At 54.9% G+C, this 21,074-nt stretch carries 16 protein-coding genes and 1 pseudogene; 9 read left to right on the forward strand and 8 right to left on the reverse strand.

Going from position 1 to position 21,074, the window contains the following annotated elements; all coding sequences use genetic code 11:
• The first annotated feature begins 94 nt into the window (after nt 1-94).
• Complete coding sequence (locus MIH18_RS19520; RefSeq protein ID WP_249005654.1) at nt 95-1,498, forward strand: FAD-binding oxidoreductase; 1,404 nt, start codon at nt 95-97, stop codon at nt 1,496-1,498.
• A gap of 19 nt (nt 1,499-1,517) precedes the next feature.
• Nucleotides 1,518-2,192, forward strand: a pseudogene (locus MIH18_RS19525) (NAD-dependent deacylase); the annotation flags it as partial.
• Nucleotides 2,193-2,214: 22 nt separating this feature from the next.
• Here the strand turns inward: MIH18_RS19525 and MIH18_RS19530 are convergent.
• The 4 genes from MIH18_RS19530 to MIH18_RS19545 all read right to left on the reverse strand — a co-directional run bounded on the left by MIH18_RS19530 (nt 2,215) and on the right by MIH18_RS19545 (nt 6,267).
• Nucleotides 2,215-3,528, reverse strand: a complete 1,314-nt coding sequence (locus tag MIH18_RS19530) for an AarF/ABC1/UbiB kinase family protein (protein WP_249013286.1) — start codon at nt 3,526-3,528, stop codon at nt 2,215-2,217.
• A 105-nt stretch (nt 3,529-3,633) separates the two neighbouring features.
• Complete coding sequence (locus MIH18_RS19535) at nt 3,634-4,293, reverse strand: fumarylacetoacetate hydrolase family protein (protein ID WP_249005651.1); 660 nt, start codon at nt 4,291-4,293, stop codon at nt 3,634-3,636.
• A 103-nt stretch (nt 4,294-4,396) separates the two neighbouring features.
• The gene (locus tag MIH18_RS19540; protein WP_249005650.1) at nt 4,397-4,939 is read right to left on the reverse strand and encodes an adenine phosphoribosyltransferase; all 543 of its coding nucleotides are present in this window, start codon (nt 4,937-4,939) and stop codon (nt 4,397-4,399) included.
• A gap of 29 nt (nt 4,940-4,968) precedes the next feature.
• Nucleotides 4,969-6,267: an NCS2 family permease gene (locus MIH18_RS19545; protein WP_249005649.1), complete on the reverse strand. Its 1,299-nt coding sequence runs from the start codon at nt 6,265-6,267 to the stop codon at nt 4,969-4,971.
• A 347-nt stretch (nt 6,268-6,614) separates the two neighbouring features.
• On the opposite strand from MIH18_RS19545, the gene MIH18_RS19550 reads away from it, so the two are divergent.
• The 4 genes from MIH18_RS19550 (at nt 6,615) to MIH18_RS19565 (ending at nt 11,095) form a co-directional block, all read left to right on the forward strand.
• Nucleotides 6,615-7,595 carry an NADPH:quinone oxidoreductase family protein gene (locus MIH18_RS19550; RefSeq protein ID WP_249013287.1) on the forward strand — a complete coding sequence of 327 codons (981 nt, stop codon included), beginning with the start codon at nt 6,615-6,617 and terminating at the stop codon, nt 7,593-7,595.
• Nucleotides 7,596-7,697: 102 nt separating this feature from the next.
• Entirely contained in the window at nt 7,698-9,593 is a 1,896-nt protein-coding gene (parE, locus tag MIH18_RS19555; RefSeq protein ID WP_249005647.1) for a DNA topoisomerase IV subunit B, read from the forward strand.
• Between the two features lie 334 nt (nt 9,594-9,927).
• The gene (locus MIH18_RS19560) at nt 9,928-10,473 is read left to right on the forward strand and encodes a cytochrome b (RefSeq protein WP_249005646.1); all 546 of its coding nucleotides are present in this window, start codon (nt 9,928-9,930) and stop codon (nt 10,471-10,473) included.
• Nucleotides 10,474-10,513: 40 nt separating this feature from the next.
• Entirely contained in the window at nt 10,514-11,095 is a 582-nt protein-coding gene (locus MIH18_RS19565; RefSeq protein ID WP_249005645.1) for a YceI family protein, read from the forward strand.
• Nucleotides 11,096-11,185: 90 nt separating this feature from the next.
• Here MIH18_RS19565 and MIH18_RS19570 read toward each other — a convergent pair whose 3' ends face one another.
• Nucleotides 11,186-11,416, reverse strand: coding sequence for a hypothetical protein (locus MIH18_RS19570; protein WP_249005644.1), 231 nt, complete (start codon nt 11,414-11,416; stop codon nt 11,186-11,188).
• Between the two features lie 207 nt (nt 11,417-11,623).
• On the opposite strand from MIH18_RS19570, the gene parC reads away from it, so the two are divergent.
• Entirely contained in the window at nt 11,624-13,942 is a 2,319-nt protein-coding gene (gene parC, locus MIH18_RS19575) for a DNA topoisomerase IV subunit A (RefSeq protein ID WP_249005643.1), read from the forward strand.
• Entirely contained in the window at nt 13,935-15,182 is a 1,248-nt protein-coding gene (serB, locus tag MIH18_RS19580) for a phosphoserine phosphatase SerB (RefSeq protein WP_249005642.1), read from the forward strand. The genes parC and serB overlap by 8 nt, the downstream gene beginning before the upstream one ends.
• Nucleotides 15,183-15,220: 38 nt before the next feature.
• On the opposite strand, the gene MIH18_RS19585 is transcribed toward serB, so the two are convergent.
• The 3 genes from MIH18_RS19585 to epmB form a co-directional block, all read right to left on the reverse strand.
• The gene (locus MIH18_RS19585) at nt 15,221-17,305 is read right to left on the reverse strand and encodes an EAL domain-containing protein (protein WP_249005641.1); all 2,085 of its coding nucleotides are present in this window, start codon (nt 17,303-17,305) and stop codon (nt 15,221-15,223) included.
• Between the two features lie 178 nt (nt 17,306-17,483).
• Nucleotides 17,484-19,274 carry a GTPase gene (locus tag MIH18_RS19590; protein ID WP_249005640.1) on the reverse strand — a complete coding sequence of 597 codons (1,791 nt, stop codon included), beginning with the start codon at nt 19,272-19,274 and terminating at the stop codon, nt 17,484-17,486.
• A gap of 122 nt (nt 19,275-19,396) precedes the next feature.
• Nucleotides 19,397-20,449, reverse strand: coding sequence for an EF-P beta-lysylation protein EpmB (gene epmB / locus MIH18_RS19595; RefSeq protein ID WP_249013288.1), 1,053 nt, complete (start codon nt 20,447-20,449; stop codon nt 19,397-19,399).
• Between the two features lie 45 nt (nt 20,450-20,494).
• On the opposite strand from epmB, the gene efp reads away from it, so the two are divergent.
• Entirely contained in the window at nt 20,495-21,067 is a 573-nt protein-coding gene (efp, locus tag MIH18_RS19600; protein WP_249013289.1) for an elongation factor P, read from the forward strand.
• Nucleotides 21,068-21,074: the final 7 nt, after the last annotated feature.

Consider the following 21,074-nt stretch of genomic DNA (forward strand, 5'->3'; position numbering starts at 1 on the left):
CACTCCTGTTTTTATACAGGCCTGCGCCTCCAGGCGGTCTAATGTTGACTGTACCGCCCCATTTTGAGACACACTTGCGCGAGAGCCCAGCCTGATGACATCTGAACAGATCATAGCCGTCCTGAAGCAACTGATGGCCAAGGGTGATGCCCCGGGTAAAGTGCTGACAGATCCGTCTGATCTTGCCACCTACGGCACCGACTGGACCCGAATATACACGCCAAATCCGGTTGCTATTGCGCTGCCGAAAACCACCGAACACGTGCAGGCGCTGGTTCAGTTCGCTAACCAAAACAAAGTTGCTTTGGTGCCCTCTGGCGGCCGAACTGGCTTGAGCGCCGGCGCCGTAGCCGCCGACGGTGAAGTGGTGGTGGCGTTTGACAATATGAACCAGATTCTGGACTTCAACGCCTGTGACCGCACCGTGCGTTGCCAGGCCGGTGTTATTACTGAACAGCTGCAGAATTTTGCCGAAAAAAACGGCCTTTACTACCCGGTGGACTTTGCGTCCGCCGGCTCCAGCCAGCTGGGCGGCAACCTGTCCACCAACGCCGGTGGCATCAAAGTTATCCGCTATGGCATGAGCCGAGACTGGGTTGCTGGCTTGAAAGTTGTCACCGGTAAAGGCGATGTTCTCGATCTGAACAAAGACCTGGAAAAGAACAACACTGGCTACGACCTGCGCCACTTGTTCATCGGCGCTGAAGGCACTCTGGGTTTTATTACAGAAGCCACCATGAAGCTGTCACGCCAGCCAGACAATCTTACCGTGTTAGTACTGGGCCTGAATGACCTGGGCAGCACTATGGACGTGCTGAACACCTTCCGCAGCAAGCTGGATTTAACCGCCTACGAATTTTTCTCACACCAGGCGATGAATCACGTGCTGGCCCACGGCCAGGTAAAAGCGCCGTTTGACACCGAGGCGCCTTACTATGCGCTGCTGGAATTTGAAGCGGTGTCTGATCAGGTGACGGAACAAGCCATGGAACTGTTCGAGCAGTGCATGGAAAACGGCTGGGTGCTCGACGGCGTGATCAGCCAAAGCGAAACCCAGGCCCAGAACCTGTGGCAGCTGCGCGAGCGCATCTCCGAATCCATCGCCCCGCGTATCCCCTACAAAAACGACATTTCTGTGGTGGTATCCCGGGTGCCGGGCTTTCTGGACGAAATCGACCAGGTGGTCAGCAACCACTATCCGGATTTCGAAATTATCTGGTTTGGCCACATCGGCGACGGCAATCTGCACCTGAACATCCTCAAACCTGAGGACATGGCGAAAGAAGACTTCTTCGAAAAGTGCCAGCAAGTGAATAAGTGGGTGTTTGAAATTGTGGAAAGATACCAAGGCAGCGTGTCCGCCGAACACGGCGTGGGCATGACCAAAAAAGCCTACCTGCAGTACACTCGAAGCGAAGCTGAAATTGCGTACCTGAGAGGCATCAAACAGGTTTTTGACCCTAACGGCATCATCAACCCGGGTAAAATCTTCGACTGATACGGCGGTTAGCGCGCACATGAAGCGACACATCGTAGTACTCACCGGCGCTGGCATCAGCGCCGAAAGCGGCTTGGCCACCTTCCGTGATAGCAACGGATTGTGGGAAAAGCACAACGTACATGATGTAGCCACCCCCGAAGCCTTCCAGCGCGACCCGGCGCTGGTGCTGCGTTTCTACAACGAACGCCGTCGTCAACTGGCCAACACTCTACCCAATCGCGCCCACTGCCTGCTTGCCGAATTGGAGCGCAGTTATCAGGTGACCATAATCACCCAGAACGTAGACGATTTACACGAACGCGGCGGCTCTACCCACGTGTTACACCTGCACGGTGAACTCACCAAGGCCCGTAGCAGCAAAAACCCCCAGGCCATCCACAGCATCGGCTACCGCGATATCAGCTTGGGTGAACGCAGCCAAGACGGCAGCCAACTGCGCCCCCACATCGTCTGGTTCGGCGAAGAAGTCCCGATGCTGGAAGCCGCTATAGACATAGTGCGCAGTGCCGACGACCTGCTCATTGTCGGCACCTCCCTACAAGTCTACCCGGCCGCCGGCCTGGTCCACGAAGTAGAACGCGACGTGCCCATCACCGTTATAGACCCGGTAACCCCCACAGGAAGAGTCTCCCGCGCCCGGTTTATTCAAAAAAGCGCAGTGGAAGGTGTAGCAGAATGGGTAAACAGCTTATCCAGACCTGTGCCATTAACGCCTAATCAGCAAACTCAGCCAAATAAGCCCGCAACTCATTACCAAAAGCCGCCTGAACCCCCAACCGCTTCAGCATCCAATAATGACCCGCTATCATCCGGTCGATAAAAATACTCTCCACCGGCGGTTTGAAAGAATTCAGATATTTAAACACCGTACTGGTCTTGGCCGCCACATCCTTATGCAACCGCGCCTGACCAAAATCGTAGGGCTGTTCAGACTCAAACGGCACCACTAAAATGTCCCGCCACATGGCGTAATAAGCCTCATCAATCGCCGGTTGGCTCTCAACTCGCGCACCCAAATCGATCAAATACTGGTCTAGCGCCTTATAATCCTGATCTAAAGCAGCCGTTACCGCATTGCGGTAAGCCCGCACAATCTCCGGCTTCAGCTTTTTTACACAGCCAAAATCGTACATCACGATGGTGCCGTCCGGCCGGTAAGCAAAGTTACCGGCGTGTGGGTCACCGTGAATGCACTGAAAACGAAACAATTGGTCCGCCATCGCGGTAAAAATGCGGTGGCCGATGAGATTGATGGTGTTTTGGTCGTAACGCTCCGAGGTGATATCGCCGACGTGGTCACCTTCTTCCAGCTCCAGAGTCATGACGTGGCGGGTTGAGTGGCTACGCACCACCGCTGGAATAACCACCCAGGGATCGTTGCGATGAAACTCGCGAAACACATCAAGATTGCGGGCTTCATTGTCGTAATCCAATTCTTCGTGCAGGCGTTCGCGGATTTCATTAAATAATTGATCTACCGATTCCTTGGGCATTTTCAGCAGGCCGCCTAGTTTTAAAGCCAGGCGAAGCTGCTTCAGGTCGGAATCGCAAGATTCGTCAACCCCCGGATACTGCACCTTTACGATCACGTCGGTTCCATCGTGCATCCGCGCCCGATGCACCTGGCCTATCGAGGCCGCCGCGTAAGGTGCTTCCTGCAGGTACTCGTAAAGCTCGTGCACCGGTTTGCCCAAGGCGGTTTCAATTTGCTGGCGAATCACCTCGAAGGGCATGGGCGGCGCTTCTTTTTGAAGCTTTTGCAGGGCGTCAGAAAATTCCCGGGGTAAAAAATCTTGGGTTTGCGATGCTATTTGGCCCACCTTCATGGCAGCGCCTTTCATTTCCCCCAGAGTGTCGGTAATGCGCGATGCCATACGGCTGTAGCTCTCGCTGCGCGCACCTTCGTCGTTTTCACCGCTAAAAAAACTGCGTGCCTTTTGGCCAGCGAATTGTCCGGCCACGGAGGCAGTCATGCCTGCGAGTTTGAAAAAACGACCACTGCGGGTGGTAACCGGTTTTTTTGCCATGCCAGATATACGCTCCTAACCAAAAAACGATTCAGCGTCGTCACGTTAAACCACGCTTAAGGCTGTTGTCTAAATCACTCTTTATATCACTCTTTAAATCACTCTTTATATCACTCTGGTCGACACCGACAGGCGATCTTCCAGCGTCAGTTGCAGGATTTGTCCGGATTCCAGTGGCCCGACACCTTTGGGCGTACCAGTCAGTATTACATCCCCGGGTAACAGAGAGAACTGTGTACTGATGTGGGCAATCAGGGGCACCAGTGGAAACAGCATGTCGGCGGTGTCGCCGCTTTGCTGACGCTCGCCGTCTATATCCAGGCTGAAGTGCAGGCGGCGCTTGTTAAGCTCGTTGGCTGGTATGAATGGCGTGAGTGGGCAGGCGCGATCAAATCCTTTAGCTCGCTCCCATGGCTGCCCCTGCTCTTTTAGCCGGCTTTGCAGGTCGCGCAGGGTCAAATCCAGCGCCAGGCCATAACCCAGTATCGCCGCTTCTGCATCGCTGGCGGAGGCGTTGGTCAGGGGTTTGCCAATCAGCACTGCCAATTCGGTTTCAAAGTGCACGGCGCCTTGATCCCGCGGGAAGTCCAGAGGTCTGGTCAGGTGTACCGCGGCGGTGGCGGGTTTTATGAACAGCAGGGGCTCGGTCGGGACCGGGTTGTTCAGTTCTTTGGCGTGTTCGGCATAGTTACGGCCGATGCAGACAATTTTGCCCAGGGGCAAATGAATAGGGGTGGCGTCGTGCCAATGGTGCTGATAATTCACGATAGTGTCCTCCGAAATCTGCGTAAATTCAGGAAACTCGTTGAGAACAGCGTTTTCGCACCTCTTAACCAACTTCCTGCATTCACTCAGGTTTGAGGGCGGCTTATTCTCCCTCGAATGAGCATACAGTATAAACCGCTAAGCCTTCGGCTCGCAGCTTGTCAGAACCGCCCAGGTCAGGCAGATCGATCATCGCCGCTACTTCTACAATTTCGGCGCCAATCCGGCGAATCAGCCGGGAGGCCGCTAGCATGGTGCCACCGGTGGCGATCAGATCATCGACTAGCACCACTTTGTCGCCGGGTTTGAGGGCGTCTTTGTGCAGCTCCACCGAGGCGGTGCCGTATTCCAGTTCGTAGTCTTCCACTAAGGTATCAAACGGAAGCTTGCCTTTCTTGCGAATCAACACCAGCGAGGCGTTCAGTTCATACGCCAGGGCAGAGCCAATGATAAAGCCACGGGCATCTACCGCCGCAATCGCGTCTATTTGCTGGTCGTGGTAGCGGTGTACAAAGGCATCAATCAGTTTGCGAAACGCGGTTTTGTTCTGTAGCACCGTCGTGATGTCGCGGAAAGTAACACCGGGTTTCGGCCAGTCCGGAACCGTGCGGATAGCCTGCTTGATGCTCTGAGAAAAGTAATCCATGAAACCCCTGCCTTACTCCCGGGCGCCGCTTACGCGACATCCAGGAAAATGAATTTAAGAATAAACACCAGAGCGATAACAATCACGCTCAGATTGAGATCAGACCAACGACCGCTCAGGGCTTTCAATACCGCGTAGGTGATAAAGCCTAGAGCGATGCCGTTAGCAATCGAGAACGTCAGCGGCATCATCAGCGCGGTGACAACCGCTGGTGCAGCGTCGGTCACATCGTCCCAGTCGATCAGCTTTAGTCCACTGGCCATTAGCACCGCGACGTACAACAGCGCCGGAGCGGTGGCGTAGGCAGGGACGATGCTGGCAAGGGGCGCCAGCACCAGACACGCGGCGAACAGGCCGGCGACAACCACTGCCGTCAGGCCGGTGCGACCACCTGCGGCGATACCGGCGGTGGATTCCACATAGCTGGTGGTGGTAGATGTGCCCAGAACAGCACCCGACATGGTGGCCACGGAGTCTGACATGAGCGCGCGGCCCAGACGTGGCAGTTTGCCATTTTCGTCCAGCAGGCCGCCACGTTGGGCGGCGCCGATCAGGGTGCCAGAGGTGTCAAACAGATCAACAAACAGAAAGGCAAAAATAACGCTGATCATGCCGACGTTAAACGCGCCAGCCAGGTCTAGCTGCATGAAGGTGGGGGCCAAGCTGGGCGGTGCTGAAAACAGGCCGTTGTATTCAATCATGCCGGTAGCCAACGCTACCAGGGTGACCGCAATAATGCCGATCATCACCGCGCCGGTAACGCGGCGGAACGACAGCGCGCAAATTAAAATAAAACCGCCAAAAAACAGCAGACTCTCGGCCGCCTTGACGTCGCCCATACCCACCAGGGTAGCTGGGTGATCGACGATAATGCCGGCGTTTTTCAGGGCAATCAACGCCAGAAAAAAACCGATACCGGCAGAAATGCCAAAGCGCAAAGACAATGGTATGGAGTTGATGATCCACTCCCGCACTTTAAAAATACTCAGCGCAAAGAATATCAAACCCGACAGAAACACAGCGCCAAGAGCCACTTGCCAGGTGTATCCCATGCTGCCAACCACGGTGAACGAGAAAAATGCGTTCAGGCCCATGCCCGGTGCAAGGGCAATCGGGTAGTTTGCCCACAGGCCCATAATCAGTGTGCCAACAACCGCCGCCAGGCAGGTGGCGACGAACACCGCGCCAAAGTCCATACCTGTGGATGACAGAATGCTGGGGTTAACCACGATGATGTAGGCCATGGTTAAAAAGGTGGTAATACCGGCAACGACTTCTTTACGAACGTTGGTGCCGTGGGCCTGGAGTTTAAACAATCGTTCAAGCATGACGGGGGTCTGCCTCACAGATGCTGGGGTTTCGAAAGTCGGGCTGATTGGAAAAATCGGGCTGCTTAAAAAACGGCAATGTTAACGCCTGACGGCTCTCAGGCCAAGGGATGATTGATTTTGCCCACAGTTCCGGTTGGAACCAGCAACTTATTAGCCTGAGGAAAGGGTGGCCAGTTCATTTATAAAGCCTCTAGTCCTCGTGCAGGCTATAAGTCGTTTTTATTCAGACGAATAAGAAAGATTTATTTGCTTCATAGATGGACTGTGTTTAGCTTGATGGCAACCATCAGGGGTATAATTTTGCCCTGTCAGAATCATGCAATGACATCATTACAGGAGTCTCTGTGAAAGCCATTCTCTGCAAAGAATACGGCCCTGCTGACACGCTCGTGATTGAAGATGTGCCGAGCCCTGTAGCGAAAGGCCGCGGTGTTAAAGTGCGCGTAAAAGCAGCGGGCCTTAACTTTCCTGATACGCTTATTATCGAAGGGAAATACCAGCTCAAGCCGACCTTGCCGTTTTCTCCGGGCGGCGAAATGTCGGGTGAAGTGATTGCAGTGGGAGAAAAAGTCACTCGTTTTAAGGTCGGCGATCGGGTTGCGGGCTTGACCGGCTATGGCGCTTTTGCTGAGGAAGTGATTGTGCCTGAGCATAACGTGTTGCTTTTGCCAGACGGCATGAGTGACGAAAAAGCCGCTGCATTTATGATGGTTTACGGCACGTCCTATTACGCTCTTAAGCAGCGCGCGAACATTCAGGTTGGGGAAAGTCTTCTTGTTCTGGGCGCCAGCGGTGGTGTAGGGCGGGCAACGGTTGAATTGGGCAAGGCCATGGGTGCCCGTGTGATTGCTGCCGCCAGTTCAGCACAGAAGCTTGCAGTTGCCGAAGCCGCGGGTGCGGATGAGTTGATCAATTACACGGAAGAGCCCCTTAAAGACGCCATAAAGCGCCTGACCAACAGCAAGGGCGTGGATGTAATTTACGACCCCGTGGGTGGTGATTACACGGAGCAGGCACTGCGAGCCATGGCCTGGAACGGCCGCCATCTGATTATTGGTTTTGCCACGGGCGATATCCCGAAAATTCCAGCGAACTTGACGCTATTGAAAGGCTGCTCTGTCGTCGGTGTGTTCTGGGGCAGCTTTACCCAGCGAGAGCCGGAAGCGAGTGCCCAGAACATGATGGAGCTGATGAAGCTCTACGCCGAGGGTAAAATTGATCCGAAAATCAGCGAGGTTTTCGAGTTTGAGGATTACGCCAAGGCCCTTGGTGCCCTGACTGAGCGTCGTGCTACTGGTAAGGTGGTCCTTAAAGTTGGGTTCTGAGTCCTTGTAGCTTGGCGGTGTTAAACAGCCGTTGAACTTTGCTGCTGATTCTCTAAGCTAGGCCGCGGCCCACTATTTCCCATTCGGAGCTTTACCCCGCCTATGAGCGAGCAAACTTACAACGCCGATGCCATTGAAGTTCTAAGCGGTTTGGACCCGGTGCGAAAAAGGCCGGGGATGTACACCGACACCAGCCGCCCCAATCATCTTGCCCAGGAAGTGGTCGATAACAGCGTGGACGAGGCTCTGGCCGGCCATGCAAAGCGTATCGATGTCGTGCTGTACAACGACGGCTCACTGAGCGTGGAAGACGATGGCCGGGGCATGCCGGTGGACATGCACAAGGAAGAAGGTGTGCCGGGGGTAGAGCTGATTCTGTCGCGGCTGCACGCCGGCGGTAAGTTTTCCGAAGGTAACTACAGTTTTTCCGGTGGTTTGCACGGAGTTGGCGTGTCGGTGGTCAACGCGCTGTCGACCCATCTGGAAGTGCTTATTCGGCGCAACGGTCAGGTACATCGGATGACGTTCGCCAACGGCGATAAAGTGACTGAGCTGGAGGTCGTCGACAGCTGCGGAAAGCGCAATACTGGTACCCGGCTTAAATTTACACCGGACACTAAGTATTTCGACTCGGCCAATTTCTCGGTCAGCCGCCTGCGCCACAATTTACGCGCCAAGGCGGTTTTGTGTCCCGGGTTAACGGTGACCTTTAGCCAGGAAAAAACCGGTGAGAAAGACGAATGGTGTTATCAAGACGGCCTGCGAGACTATTTGCGCATTTCCCTGGCGGGCAGTGAAGTGGTGCCTCTTGAGCCGTTTACTGGCAGTTTTTCTGGCAATACAGAAACTGTGGACTGGGCCATCCAGTGGCTGCCTGACGGCGGTGACGCCGTTGCCGAAAGCTACGTTAACCTTATTCCAACCGCTCAGGGCGGCACCCACGTCAACGGTCTGCGCACGGGCTTGCTAGAAGCCATGCGCGACTTTTGTGAGTTTCGCAGCCTGCTGCCCCGTGGCATTAAGTTGTCACCTGAGGATATTTGGGAACGGGTAGTTTATGTGCTGTCATTCAAGATGCAGGAGCCACAGTTTTCCGGCCAGACCAAAGAGCGCCTGTCATCACGTCAGGCTGCCGCGTTTATTTCCGGAGTGGTGAAAGACGCCTTCAGTTTGTGGTTGAATCAGCACACCGACATCGCCGAAATACTGGCCGAGCTTTTTATCAGCAACGCCCAGCGCCGCCTGAAAGCCAGTAAAAAAGTAGCCCGTAAACGAATTACCTCGGGCCCTGCGCTACCAGGCAAGCTGGCGGATTGCTCGGGCAGTGACACGGCCCGGTCGGAATTGTTTTTGGTAGAGGGTGATTCCGCCGGCGGCTCGGCGAAGCAGGCCCGGGACCGCCAATTTCAGGCCGTTATGCCCTTGAAAGGTAAAATTCTGAATACCTGGGAAGTGGATTCCAGCGAAGTGCTGGCGTCCCAGGAAATTCACGACATTGCCGTGGCCATCGGGGTAGACCCGGGTTCAAACGAGCTGGCCGGTTTGCGCTACAACAAAGTGTGTATTCTGGCCGATGCCGACTCCGACGGGCTGCACATCGCCACGCTGTTGTGCGCGCTATTTGTGAAGCACTTTCGGCCGGTGGTTGCCGCCGGCCACGTGTTTGTGGCTATGCCGCCGCTGTACCGCGTAGATCTTGGCAAGCAGACCTTCTACGCCCTTGATGAATCGGAAAAAAAGGGCATTATCGACCGCCTGGCGGCAGAGAATAGCCGCGGAAAAGTGTCGGTCACGCGTTTTAAAGGCTTGGGTGAGATGAACCCGCTGCAGTTGCGCGAAACCACCATGGCGCCGGATACCCGCAGGCTGGTGATGCTGACCATTGCAGACGGTGACGACACCGACAGCTGTATGGACATGTTATTGGGTAAAAAACGGGCGCCCGACCGGCGTGCCTGGCTGGAAGCTTACGGTAATATGGCGGATGTTCCGGTATAAACCTGGGAAAATAGGCCCACCAAAAGCAAAACGACTTCGCTGATTTTCCGGGCCAGCTTCTTTTACGAAGGGTTCTGGGAAATCAGCGAAGTCGTAACAACTTACCCGGCGTGAGCCGTTGCAGTGTTGGCGTTGCCTTTAATTATTGCTGGGTACAACTGTTAGTTATTGCTAGGTACAACTACGTGTTCGTCGAATTCAAGTTCCATAATAAAGCGTCCTTTTTTGTTGATTGATATGCAATATGGTTATCATAGCGTTGCGCTATTTTTGAACAATCCGTAAATGCCCTATACGGCAAATGACTTATGTAGGAAAAGGAGCGTGAAGCGCTATGCAGCTGCATAACAGTCAAGGGACTTACGGCCTGGTGGCGGTGTTTCTGCACTGGTTGGTGGCCTTAACCGTGGCGGGTATGTTTGGCTTGGGTTATTGGATGGTCGGCCTTACTTATTACGACGCCTGGTACAAACAGGGGCCGGACATTCATCGCAGTGTTGGCGTGTTGTTGTTTACTGCCATGCTGTTGCGGGTTGTGTGGCGCCTGATGAACCCGCGGCCGGAGCCGGTGCCAGGTCATCGGCGTTGGGAGGTTGTCGCGGCGCACCTGGTCCATGGTTTGTTGTATCTGCTGCTGTTTGTTGCCATGGTCAGCGGCTACCTGATTTCTACCGCTGACGGCTCGTCGGTGAGCGTGTTTGGCTGGTTTGATGTGCCCTCCATCACGGGTCGCATCAAGGGCATGGAAGACACCGCGGGTGTGGTGCATTATTGGGTAACCTTGAGTGTCGTCGTGTTAGCGGGTATTCATGCGCTTGGTGCACTCAAACATCATGTTATCGACCGAGACAATACTTTGCGACGTATGCTGGGACGCTAAAGATGTCCCGCACTGGCTTTTAATTAACGAGAACTCTCTTATGAAACGATTATTTTTAGCATCGGCGGTGTCTCTGGTTTTGGTCGGTGGCGCTCAGGCGGCGGACCACTCGGGCACCTACGCTTTTGATAAAGTGGGCGCTCATCAGTCCATTAATTTCCGTATTTCACACTTGGGTTACAGCTGGCTTTACGGGCGCTTTAATGATTTTGATGGTCAGTTTGTGTACGACGCCGAAAATCCGCAGAACAGCTCGGTAACGGTGTCTATTGATACCGTCAGTGTTGATAGTAACCACGCCGAACGCGACAAGCACATCCGGAGTGAAGATTTCCTTTCTACCGGTGAGTTCCCGCAAGCGACGTTTAAAAGCACCGGGATCCGCCTGGACGAAGAAGGAGAAGCCGACATTGTGGGCGACCTGACTCTACGCGGTGTTACCCGTGAAGTAGTGCTGGATGCGGAAATGATTGGTCACGGCGCGGATCCCTGGGGTGGCTACCGCATGGGCTTTGAAGCTGAAACCGAGTTACGGCTTACTGATTTTGGTATTCCTACCAATTTGGGGCCTGCGTCCGAGATTGTTACTCTTGAAATCTCAGTGGAAGGCATTCGCCAGTAATCCCCAAATGGCGGGAACGACGAATCGGCGTAAAAAAAAAGGAGGAGCTGTGTAGCTCCGCCGTTTTTTTCAAGCGCATATTGAGCGAGCTCAGGCTTTGTTGTGGCGCGATTCACTGCATTGGCAGAGATGACGCATACGCCAGAACTGGCCGACAAAAATAACCAGCCATATCACCAGGCCGGCCCACAGATACGCCGCCGGAACGCGGAAACTTCCGCTGATAGCAAACTCCACCAACAGCATCAACACTAACGCTAGCACTGCATTAGCCAACGCAGTCATCATGGCTTGCCCGCAGGCTTTTAGGTTTGGCTTCATAGTGGTCCGCTTAGGTGAAAGAAAAAACGGTCTTCTATTACTAATGCGAAGCATACGATGGTTACGGAAAACGCTCCATTCGGGAATTCCGCTATTGGAATTGGTGTATCTGCCGCCGGCTCCATATAATGTGCGGTTCCAGACTGACCGCGCAAGGCGCCGGCAGCTTTGTGTTTCCTTCAGATAATTCAGGCAAAAGAGGCATCCATGCCAGAGTTTCAGACAACGGATGAGGGCTTTGAGCGGGTTGCGCTCAGGGACTATACGGAAAAAGCCTATCTTGACTACTCCATGTACGTCATTCTTGATCGGGCTCTTCCCAATGTCGGTGACGGGCTTAAGCCGGTTCAACGGCGCATTATTTACGCCATGTCGGAACTGGGCCTGAAATCGACGTCCAAATACAAAAAGTCTGCGCGCACCGTGGGCGACGTGCTGGGTAAATTCCACCCCCACGGCGACAGCGCCTGTTACGAAGCCATGGTGTTGATGGCGCAGCCATTTTCATATCGCTACCCGCTGGTGGATGGTCAGGGTAACTGGGGCTCGCCAGACGACCCCAAATCGTTTGCTGCCATGCGCTATACCGAATCGCGTTTGGCGCGCTTCGCCGACGTGCTGCTCAGCGAACTGGGCCAGGGTACGGCTGACTGGGTGCCCAATTTTGACGGCACCATGGACGAGCCTTCGATACTGCCGGCGCGCTTGCCCCATGTGTTGCTTAATGGCACCACGGGCATAGCCGTGGGTATGGCGACCGACATACCGCCCCACAACGTGCGCGAAGTGACGGCTGCTTGTATTCACCTGCTGGACGCGCCGGATGCCACGGTAGAACAGCTGTGCGAATACATCCAGGGCCCGGATTACCCTACTCGGGCAGAAATTATTACCCCGCGTAAAGATCTGCTGCAAATGTACGAGACCGGCCGCGGTTCGTTGCGCATGCGTGCGCGCTGGGTGAATGAAGGCGGCGACCTGGTAATCACTGACTTGCCCCATCAGGTATCCGGTAACCGGGTGCTGGAGCAGATTGCCCATCAGATGCAGGCCAAAAAGCTGCCCATGGTGGCGGATTTGCGCGATGAATCAGACCACGAAAACCCCACCCGGTTGGTGATTGTGCCCCGTTCAGGCCGGGTAGACGACGAAGGCCTGATGGCGCATCTGTTTGCCAGTACCGACCTGGAAAAGCCTTATCGGGTGAATATCAACGTGATTGGTAACGATGGCCGCCCGGGTGTGAAAGGCCTGGTGCAGCTGCTGACCGAGTGGCTTACGTTCCGCCGCGCCACGGTGATAAGACGCCTGCAATACCGGCTGGATAAAGTGCTGGCCCGACTCCACCTGCTGGAAGGGCTGCTGATTGCTTATCTGAATCTGGACGAAGTGATCGAAATTATCCGCTATGAGGACAAGCCTAAAGCCGAATTGATGGCTCGGTTCTCGTTGTCGGCGGACCAAGCCGAGGCAATTCTTGAGCTGAAGCTGCGCCACCTGGCGAAGCTGGAAGAGATGAAAATTCGTGGCGAGCAGGATGAACTGGCCACCGAGCGCGATCACTTGCAATCCATTCTGGGCTCCGAGAAAAAGCTGCGTAAGCTGATTAAAACCGAATTGGAACAAGATGCCGAAACTTACGGCGATGACCGCCGGTCACCGATCGTAGAGCGTGGTGAATCGCGGGCGTTTAGTAATATTGACTTGGTGTCCAACGATCCAGTCACGGTTGTGCTGTCTGAAAAAGGCTGGGTGCGAGCGGCCAAAGGCCACGATATCGATCCGCTGGGTCTGAGTTACAAGGCAGGTGACAAGTTTTCTTTGCAGGCACACGGGCGCAATAACCAGCAGGTTATTTTTCTTGACTCGACCGGGCGTGCATACGCCCTGATGGCTCACAGCCTGCCGTCGGCGAGAGGTCAGGGCGAACCGCTGAGCGGGCACGTCAACCCGCCGCCGGGCGCTCAATTCTGCGGCTTGCTGATGGGCGACAGCCAGCGCAAGGTGGTGCTGGTGACCGATGGCGGTTATGGCTTTGCAACCTCGCTGGGTGACATGCTGAGCAAGAATCGCAACGGTAAGACTCTGGTCAGTGTGCCTAAGGGTGCCCGCATTATGGAGCCGGTGATGGTGCCGGTGATGGCGCCTGAAAGTCGCGAAACCCTATACGTGGCCGCGGTGTCTAACGAAGGCCGGATGTTGGTGTTCCCACTCACAGAACTGCCGGAACTGGTTAAAGGCAAAGGCAACAAGTTGATCAGTATTCCTTCGACGCGGGTGCAGTCCCGTGAAGAGTTTGTAGTAGCGGTGGCGGTATTCGCCCGCAGCGACCAGCTCGAGATCCACGCCGGAAAACGCAAAATGAGCCTTCAGTTCAGCGATCTTGAGCATTATCTGGGTGAGCGTGGCCGTCGCGGCCACAAGTTGCCACGGGGCCTGCAGCGGGTTGACCGTATCGGGGTTGCGGGTAGAGGATTGGCAGCAACCGGTGCGGCCCATCAACAGGAGCAAGCAGACAGTGAGTGAACTGGTTCTGATCAACGTTTCCGGGCGCGACAAGCCCGGCCTGACCTCCGAGATTACCGGTATCATGGGCCAGTACGAGGTGCGCATTCTGGATATTGGCCAGGCGGTGATTCACGATTACCTGACGTGGGGGATTCTGATCCAGATTCCTGACGCGTCGCACTCGTCACCGGTGATCCGCGATCTGTTATTTCGCTTGCACGCTTTGGATCTGCAGGTGCGGTTTGCGCCGATTACACCGGAGGAATACCAGCAGTGGGCCCAGGGCCGCAACCGCGCCTGCTACATTGTAACCTTGCTGGCGCGGGACATAACCGCTAAGCAGATTGCGCGGGTGTCGGCGATTACCGCGCGGCACCAGCTCAATATCGACAACATTACGCGCCTGTCGGCGCGGCCGTCACTGAACGTGGATGAAAATCGCACTGCCTGTGTGGAATTTTCCGTGCGTGGCACGCCAGATAATCTGGCACAGTTGAGAGCCGACTTTCTGCATCTGGCCAGCAAGATGAATGTGGATATTGCGTTCCAGGAAGATTCTATTTTCCGCCGCAACCGCCGCCTTGTGGTATTCGATATGGACTCCACCTTGATTGAAGCCGAGGTGATTGACGAACTGGCGCTAGAGGCCGGTGTAGGGCCTCAGGTGGCGGCTATTACCGAGCGTGCAATGCTCGGAGAGCTGGATTTCAGCCAGAGCTTTGCCGAGCGTCTTGCGCTGCTGAAGGGTTTGGATGAGTCGGTTCTGGAGAGGGTTGCCGCGCGCCTGAAAATGACAGAAGGCGCTGAACACCTGATTCGAAGCTTGAAGGCGTTGGGTTACCGGACTGCGATTCTGTCGGGCGGCTTTACCTACTTCGCTCGCAACCTTCAGCGCCAACTGGGCATTGATTATGTGTATGCCAACGAGTTGGAGGTTGTGGACGGTAAGGTAACCGGCCAGGTGTCTGGCACCATTGTAGACGGCGCGCGCAAGGCCGAACTGCTGCTGGAAATTGCGAAAAAAGAACGCATTTCCCACGAACAAGTGATTGCAGTGGGTGACGGCGCTAATGATTTGCCCATGCTCAGCGAAGCCGGCTTGGGCGTGGCGTTTCGTGCCAAGCCCGTGGTGAAGGAATCTGCCCGCCACGCCATTTCAACGCTCGGGTTAGACGCCATTCTGTACCTGATTGGCTTTCGTGAAAGTGAAACCAATCAACAGGTGCAACCGCCACGGAGCCATGACACGGGGCTATAAGTAGTGCCTGAAATAGTGCCTGAAAGAGCGCCTGGGGATCAATTGTCGCTGAAATCGTAGGTCATTTCGGGGGTGGGCGGTTGTAAGTAGTAGCCCTGAATGTAATTTACCCCGGCCTGCCACAGGGTTGCCAGTATGCCGGCGCTTTCTACCAGCGGCACAATCGACAGCTTGCCGGCGCTTTGTAGTGATTGTACCATTTCCTTGAGATGTTCGCGGGCGTCGTTATCATTCTGCAGCTCTTCGGTAAACGAGCCGTCTATTTTAACGTAGTCGGTGTCGATATGGTTGAGCGCATGAAACGGGTTCAAGGCGCAGCCAAACTGGGTTATGGACACTTTGCAATGCAGCTGATGCAGGGCTTTTGCGAAGTCCTTTGCCTGTTTTGTAAAATTATTGGCGTCGCATTCGCGGAGCTGAAATATTAGCGTGTCACCTGGCAGGCGTGCAGCTTTCAGAGCCACACTGAGCCAGGGTGTGAAAGTTTTATCGTGCAGGGTTTCGGCGGTCACGTTCAGAAATAACCGAGTGTTCTGGCCCTTCACACGATGCGCAACCAGTTTTTTTATGGCTTGCAAGAATACCCAGCGGTCAACCTTCATAGCTGTGTCTGTGGGCCCTAAGGGTGGTAAGAAATCGTAGGGGGAAACCTCTTCGCCTTTGTCGTCCAGCATACGCACGTAAACTTCGTAGTGTTCCTCATTTTCCCCGCGCAAATTGATAACTGGCTGGAATAGCAAGCGAAATTGATCGTTGTCCAGCGCACGATGTATGCCGTCTATGGCGGTGTTATCGCTGAGTATTCGGTGTTCGGCGGCATTGTGTACCTGCACGCCGTTGCCGTGGGTTTGCTCGTTCTGTTTTTTTAGTTCGGCTGAAGCGCGGTGCGCGCGGGCCATCAACTCTTCGGCTTTGGGCGCCGTTTCGGTGATGGCCGCAACGCCGATACTCACCGTGAGCTGCACCGAATGGCCGTCGACATCGAACAGCGAACCCGCAATGGCTGTACAGATTTTCTGTGCCAGGCGGACCATGTCATTTTCGCTGTAGGGCAGGTTCAGCAGTGCGAACGAGTCGTCGCCCAAGCGCGCCAAGGTCATGTCTGCACCTACCTGCTCGCGCAGCAGAGTGGCTAAATCGCGCAGCAAAAAGTCGACGCCTGCAATGCCAACGTCCCGCTTCAGCGGCGCAAAATTATCTAATGAAATATAAGCCAGCGCGCCAGATTCGCTGCTGGCACCGGCTTGGGTAATAGCTTCCGCTAGCGAGGCCATGAAGAATGGGCGGTTATACAGGCCGGTAAGCAGGTCCTGATTACTGATTTGCCTCAGTTTTTCTTCCAGTTCTTCGCCGTTGTGCTCCGGTCGCAGCACAATCTGGGTGCAGCGTTCGCCGTCAAAGGTGGCGGCCGAGGCCTGCATATTGGCCGTCAGCTCGCGGCCGTCACTGCGCCGCGCAGTTACTTTTTGGCTCACCCGTTCGCTACTTTGGTTGGCAAAGCCTTTAATCAGTTGGCGGTAGTCGTCTTGGCTTTGGCTGCCGAGGGTGTCCAGAACCGGGATACACATCAGCTCGTCGATGTCGTCGTAACCCAGAAACTCTAAATAGGATTCGTTCGCGTAAACATGCATGCCTTCAATGACATAGGCAATGGCGTCTTTTGAGCTTTCCAGCAGGCGCTGGCAGCGTTGTTCGGCTTCGCGCAGGTGAGATTCCAAAAGCCGGCGGCGGCGGCGCTCGTCAAGGTCCGTCAGTTCGCGATTTACAACCAGCACCAGCAGCGCCTGTTCGGTGTAAGGTACTGTATCTTGTCCGCCGGCTTTAAGAACGGCCGTGGCGCGGGCCGTGTCGTAGTCATCGGTCAGTAGTATGAAAGGAATGTCTTTGCCAAGCCTCCGCAACATGGCTAACGCGGCGTCTACCGGGCATTCCTGTTCAATGTCACGCGCCAGCACTATGTCCCAGTTGCCATTTTTGAGGGCCTCTTCGAGGTCTTCCTCGGAGGTAATGCGATGGGCCCGGGTAGCGCGACCGGAATTGCGTAACAGGCTGATCAGGTTTTCTGCGTCATTCAGTGACGGATCCAGAATAAGCATATGAACGGTGGAGGCTTTCTTCTGCATGGCTCGACAATCTCGTGCTGCACACTGACGGAGCCGGGCCACTGGCAAGGCCAGGCTCTTGGATGAGTATGAATGATGAAGAGGTTGCCGGGTAATAACAAGTCCGGCGCGGACGCGGTGCTATGTCAATACACACCAAGCGATGGTTACGCAATCAGGTACAAAGAGTTTACGCGTATTACAGCGAGGGCCAGAGCGAATCAAATTCATCTTCGCTGGCAGCAGGACCGGGTCTATTGGCACTGGTTTTAGCGTCAGGCCTGCTCTGAAGCTTTATTTCAAATTGGTTGATGCTGCCGGTTGCCGTCATTTTTTTCAGCAACTGGCCTTGTTCTTCCTGATCATCAATCAGCAGGGTAATACGATTTCCAGATTGAAAGGGCAGCCGCGGCACAATCAACGTGGCAGGTTGGTTAATGACGCTGATTTCCGGCAGCATCAGCCCGCGTAAGTACTCGCTACTGTTACCCAGTTTCTGGATCAGACGCACCGCGCAAGGTGTCGCCCTGGGTGCCTGTAGTTCAATTCCAATCTGCGTGCCCTCGTTTTTAATCTGGCGAATCCAGCGAACCACGGCAACACTCCAGGGTTGTGAGCTTTGCTCCCTTACGCCGAGAATTTCGCCTGTTTGCAGGCTGCTGGGTATTTGGCTGTCCCAGGCAATGCAAAAGCCGCCAGGGCTGGTATTGACCATCTTTGCGCGACAGGCACGGGGCGCGTTTTTGAGTGCCGCACTGGCACGGGTGCGGGCGCTGGTGAAGTTGATAGGAGCATTGCTGGCCAACATGCCCTCGTCTTTGTTACCGGCATCGTGCGCGCCGGCCCAGGCGTCGTTTCTTTGAGTGGAGCTGCGGATAAACATGTTGTCTTCGGTGTCTTCCGCTTCGGGCTGTCGGGTGAAATCGTTCAGGGTTGTGCGTCCCGCCATAAAATAGTGCACGGCGGTTAGCCCGACACACAGCTCTAGGCTGCCATGGCTGGTTATGCGGTTGAAGTTGCGTTTGGCAAGAGTGCCCAGTGCCTGGATGAGGTGTACCAGCAGAGCATCACTGGTATGTTGCGGCAGCGTCAGTTCGCTCGCTTCTTTGCTATCAGCTGTTTGAATGGCCTGGTTAATTTGGGCCGACAGGTGGCGGCTGTCAAAACTGAAAAAGTCGCCTTCTTCGGCGTTGCCCAACAGGCTGCGGTATACCGGCGACTTGTCTGCGCGCATATTGACCACAAACAAGCTGTCACCTTGGGCGCCGGGCACGAAATCTGTCAGATCGGTCAAGGGTTCCAGCAGAGTGAAAAGCTGGCTCAGTTCCGTTTGACGCAACTGATTAGGCCGAGCGCAACCCAACAATAAAATGCGTTTGTAGGCATCGTCAATGCTGCTTGAATTGCGCCGGCCAAGAGTGGCGTCGTCGACTTCAACGGCGTTTAACTGGTGTGCGAGCGCAAATCGGTAAAACTTATGACAATCCAGCCAGCTGTTTGGGGGGGGAGGGCAATAAAGCTGATACGCCCGCAGTATGGTGCCGGACAGCTCGGCAATGCTGCGGTGAATGGCGGTGGCGAGAACCTTACGGTTTTTATCCGGGTTGCCGGCATCCAACAGTTCCATCACGCAGAGTTTGTAACCGCCGGAAAGGTGTAATTGCAGGGCTTGCGCCAGATTGGCGATTTTGCGCTGCTTTTCCGGCAGTGATACCGCGGTGCCAATGAAGTGACGGGACAGTTCTGCGCACACAAAGTGGATTTTTCCGCGAATGAGTTCAAGCAGTTGCAAGCGCTGCTGTGGCGGCAAAAAAAGCTGATTCAGTTCAATAATGGCGTGATAGAGCTGGCGCGACACTTCGCCAATGTTGGCCATGGGCAACAACCCAATCCATTGTTTGAAGGCTTTGGGTGTGGTGTCGCAGAACGAAAGGCTCGCAGTTTTTTGCTCCGGTACCCGGATATCTGGTTTCAGAGAGGTGCCTTCCATAGTGAGTGCCAGTGCGCATGGGAAAAGTGTGTAGATTCACTACGTAATGTAGGCCAGCAAAGCGAATACGGGAAGCGAAAACCGCCGTGTTGATAAATTTTTACAAAACAAGCTGTTTCGCCTTACTCCAAATCAAGAGGCGTTTTGCTGCCAGCACCGGGTAACTCGCGCACCAAACGCGGTACCAGAAAGCCTGGCAGGCGCTCAAGCAGTTCACGTGTTAGAGCTTTGGCCTCGCTGTCCGGGACTGCAAAATGGTGAGCTCCTGCTACAGGGTCAAACGCATGCAGGTAATAGGGTAGCACACCGGCATCGAATAGCCGCTCGCTAAGTTGTTCCAGTACATCGGCGCTGTCATTCACACCGCGAAGGATAACACTCTGATTCAGCAGGGTCACACCGGCCTCGGCTAACCTCTGCAGGGCCTGAACCGTAGCTTGGTCGATTTCCGCGGGATGGTTGATATGAAGCACCACAACCACCCGCAAACGGGTAGCGCGAATCCATTGCAAAAGCGCATCGCAAACCCGCTGTGGAATCACGACCGGCAGCCGGGTGTGAATCCTCAGCCGGCGTAGGTGAGGGATCTGCTCCAGGGCCCGGGCCCATTGCGCCAGTAATTTGTCGTTGGCGGCCAGGGGGTCGCCACCACTCAAAATCACTTCGTTAATTTCCGGACTGTTTGCCAGTGTGTCCAGCACGGTTTGGCGGTCCTGCGGTTTTAGCCGTTGCTCGTCATAGGGGAAGTGGCGACGAAAACAGTAGCGGCAATTAATGGCGCACTGCCCCGTCACCATGAGCAGGGCACGGCTTTTGTATTTGCGGATCAGTCCTGTTGTTACCATGGCGTCGGTTTCGGCCAGTGGGTCGGCGACAAATCCGGCCAGGGTGTGGGTTTCGTCGGCCAATGGCAGTACCTGACGCAGCAAGGGGTCGTTGGGGTTGCCATATTCCATGCGCGCCAAAAAAGGCTCGGGCACCCGTATCGAAAACAGCAGGTGCCCGGCATCGGCACCGGCCAGCCATTGTTCAGGGCAGAGCCCCAAGCGTTCCAGTAGCTCTGCCGGACGGTTGATGGAGTTGGCTAAAATCTGTTGCCAGCTGGCGGACTCTGAACTTTCCCCAGACTCTGGGTAAGCGCGGGCTTCTATACGTATGGGGGTTCGCTGTATCATAGCGGCCTTAAAATTCTGAACAGCCTATTGGCAGGTGGACATTTCATGGCTTCATATTCTACCAACGAATTTCGCGGCGGTCTTAAGGTTTTGTTTGAAGGCGACCCCTGCATCATTCTGGAAAACGAATTTGTAAAACCCGGTAAAGGCCAGGGCTTCAGCCGGGTGCGCCTTCGCAACCTGATGACCAACCGGGTGTGGGACCGTACCTTCAAGTCTAACGAAAGCCTGGAAGGTGCAGACGTGATGGATCAGGACATGGAATATCTGTACACCGACGGTCAATTCTGGCACTTCATGCTCACCGATGGTTCGTTTGAGCAGTACGCGGCAGATGGAAAAGCCGTGGGTGATACCCTTAAATGGCTGAAAGAACAGGATGTTTACACGGTTACTTTGTTTAATGGTGCTCCGCTGACGATTACGCCGCCGAATTTTGTCGAGCTGGAAGTAGTCGAAACCGATCCGGGTATGAAAGGCGATACCGCCCAGGGCGGGTCCAAACCGGCGACTCTGTCCACTGGCGCTGTGGTTACCGTGCCGCTGTTTATCACCATTGGTGAAGTGTTGAAAGTAGACACTCGCACCGGTGAATATATGAACCGGGTTAAAAGCTAGGGCGCTC

This window comes from Marinobacter sp. M3C (assembly GCF_023311895.1).
Classification (GTDB): Bacteria; Pseudomonadota; Gammaproteobacteria; order Pseudomonadales; family Oleiphilaceae; genus Marinobacter.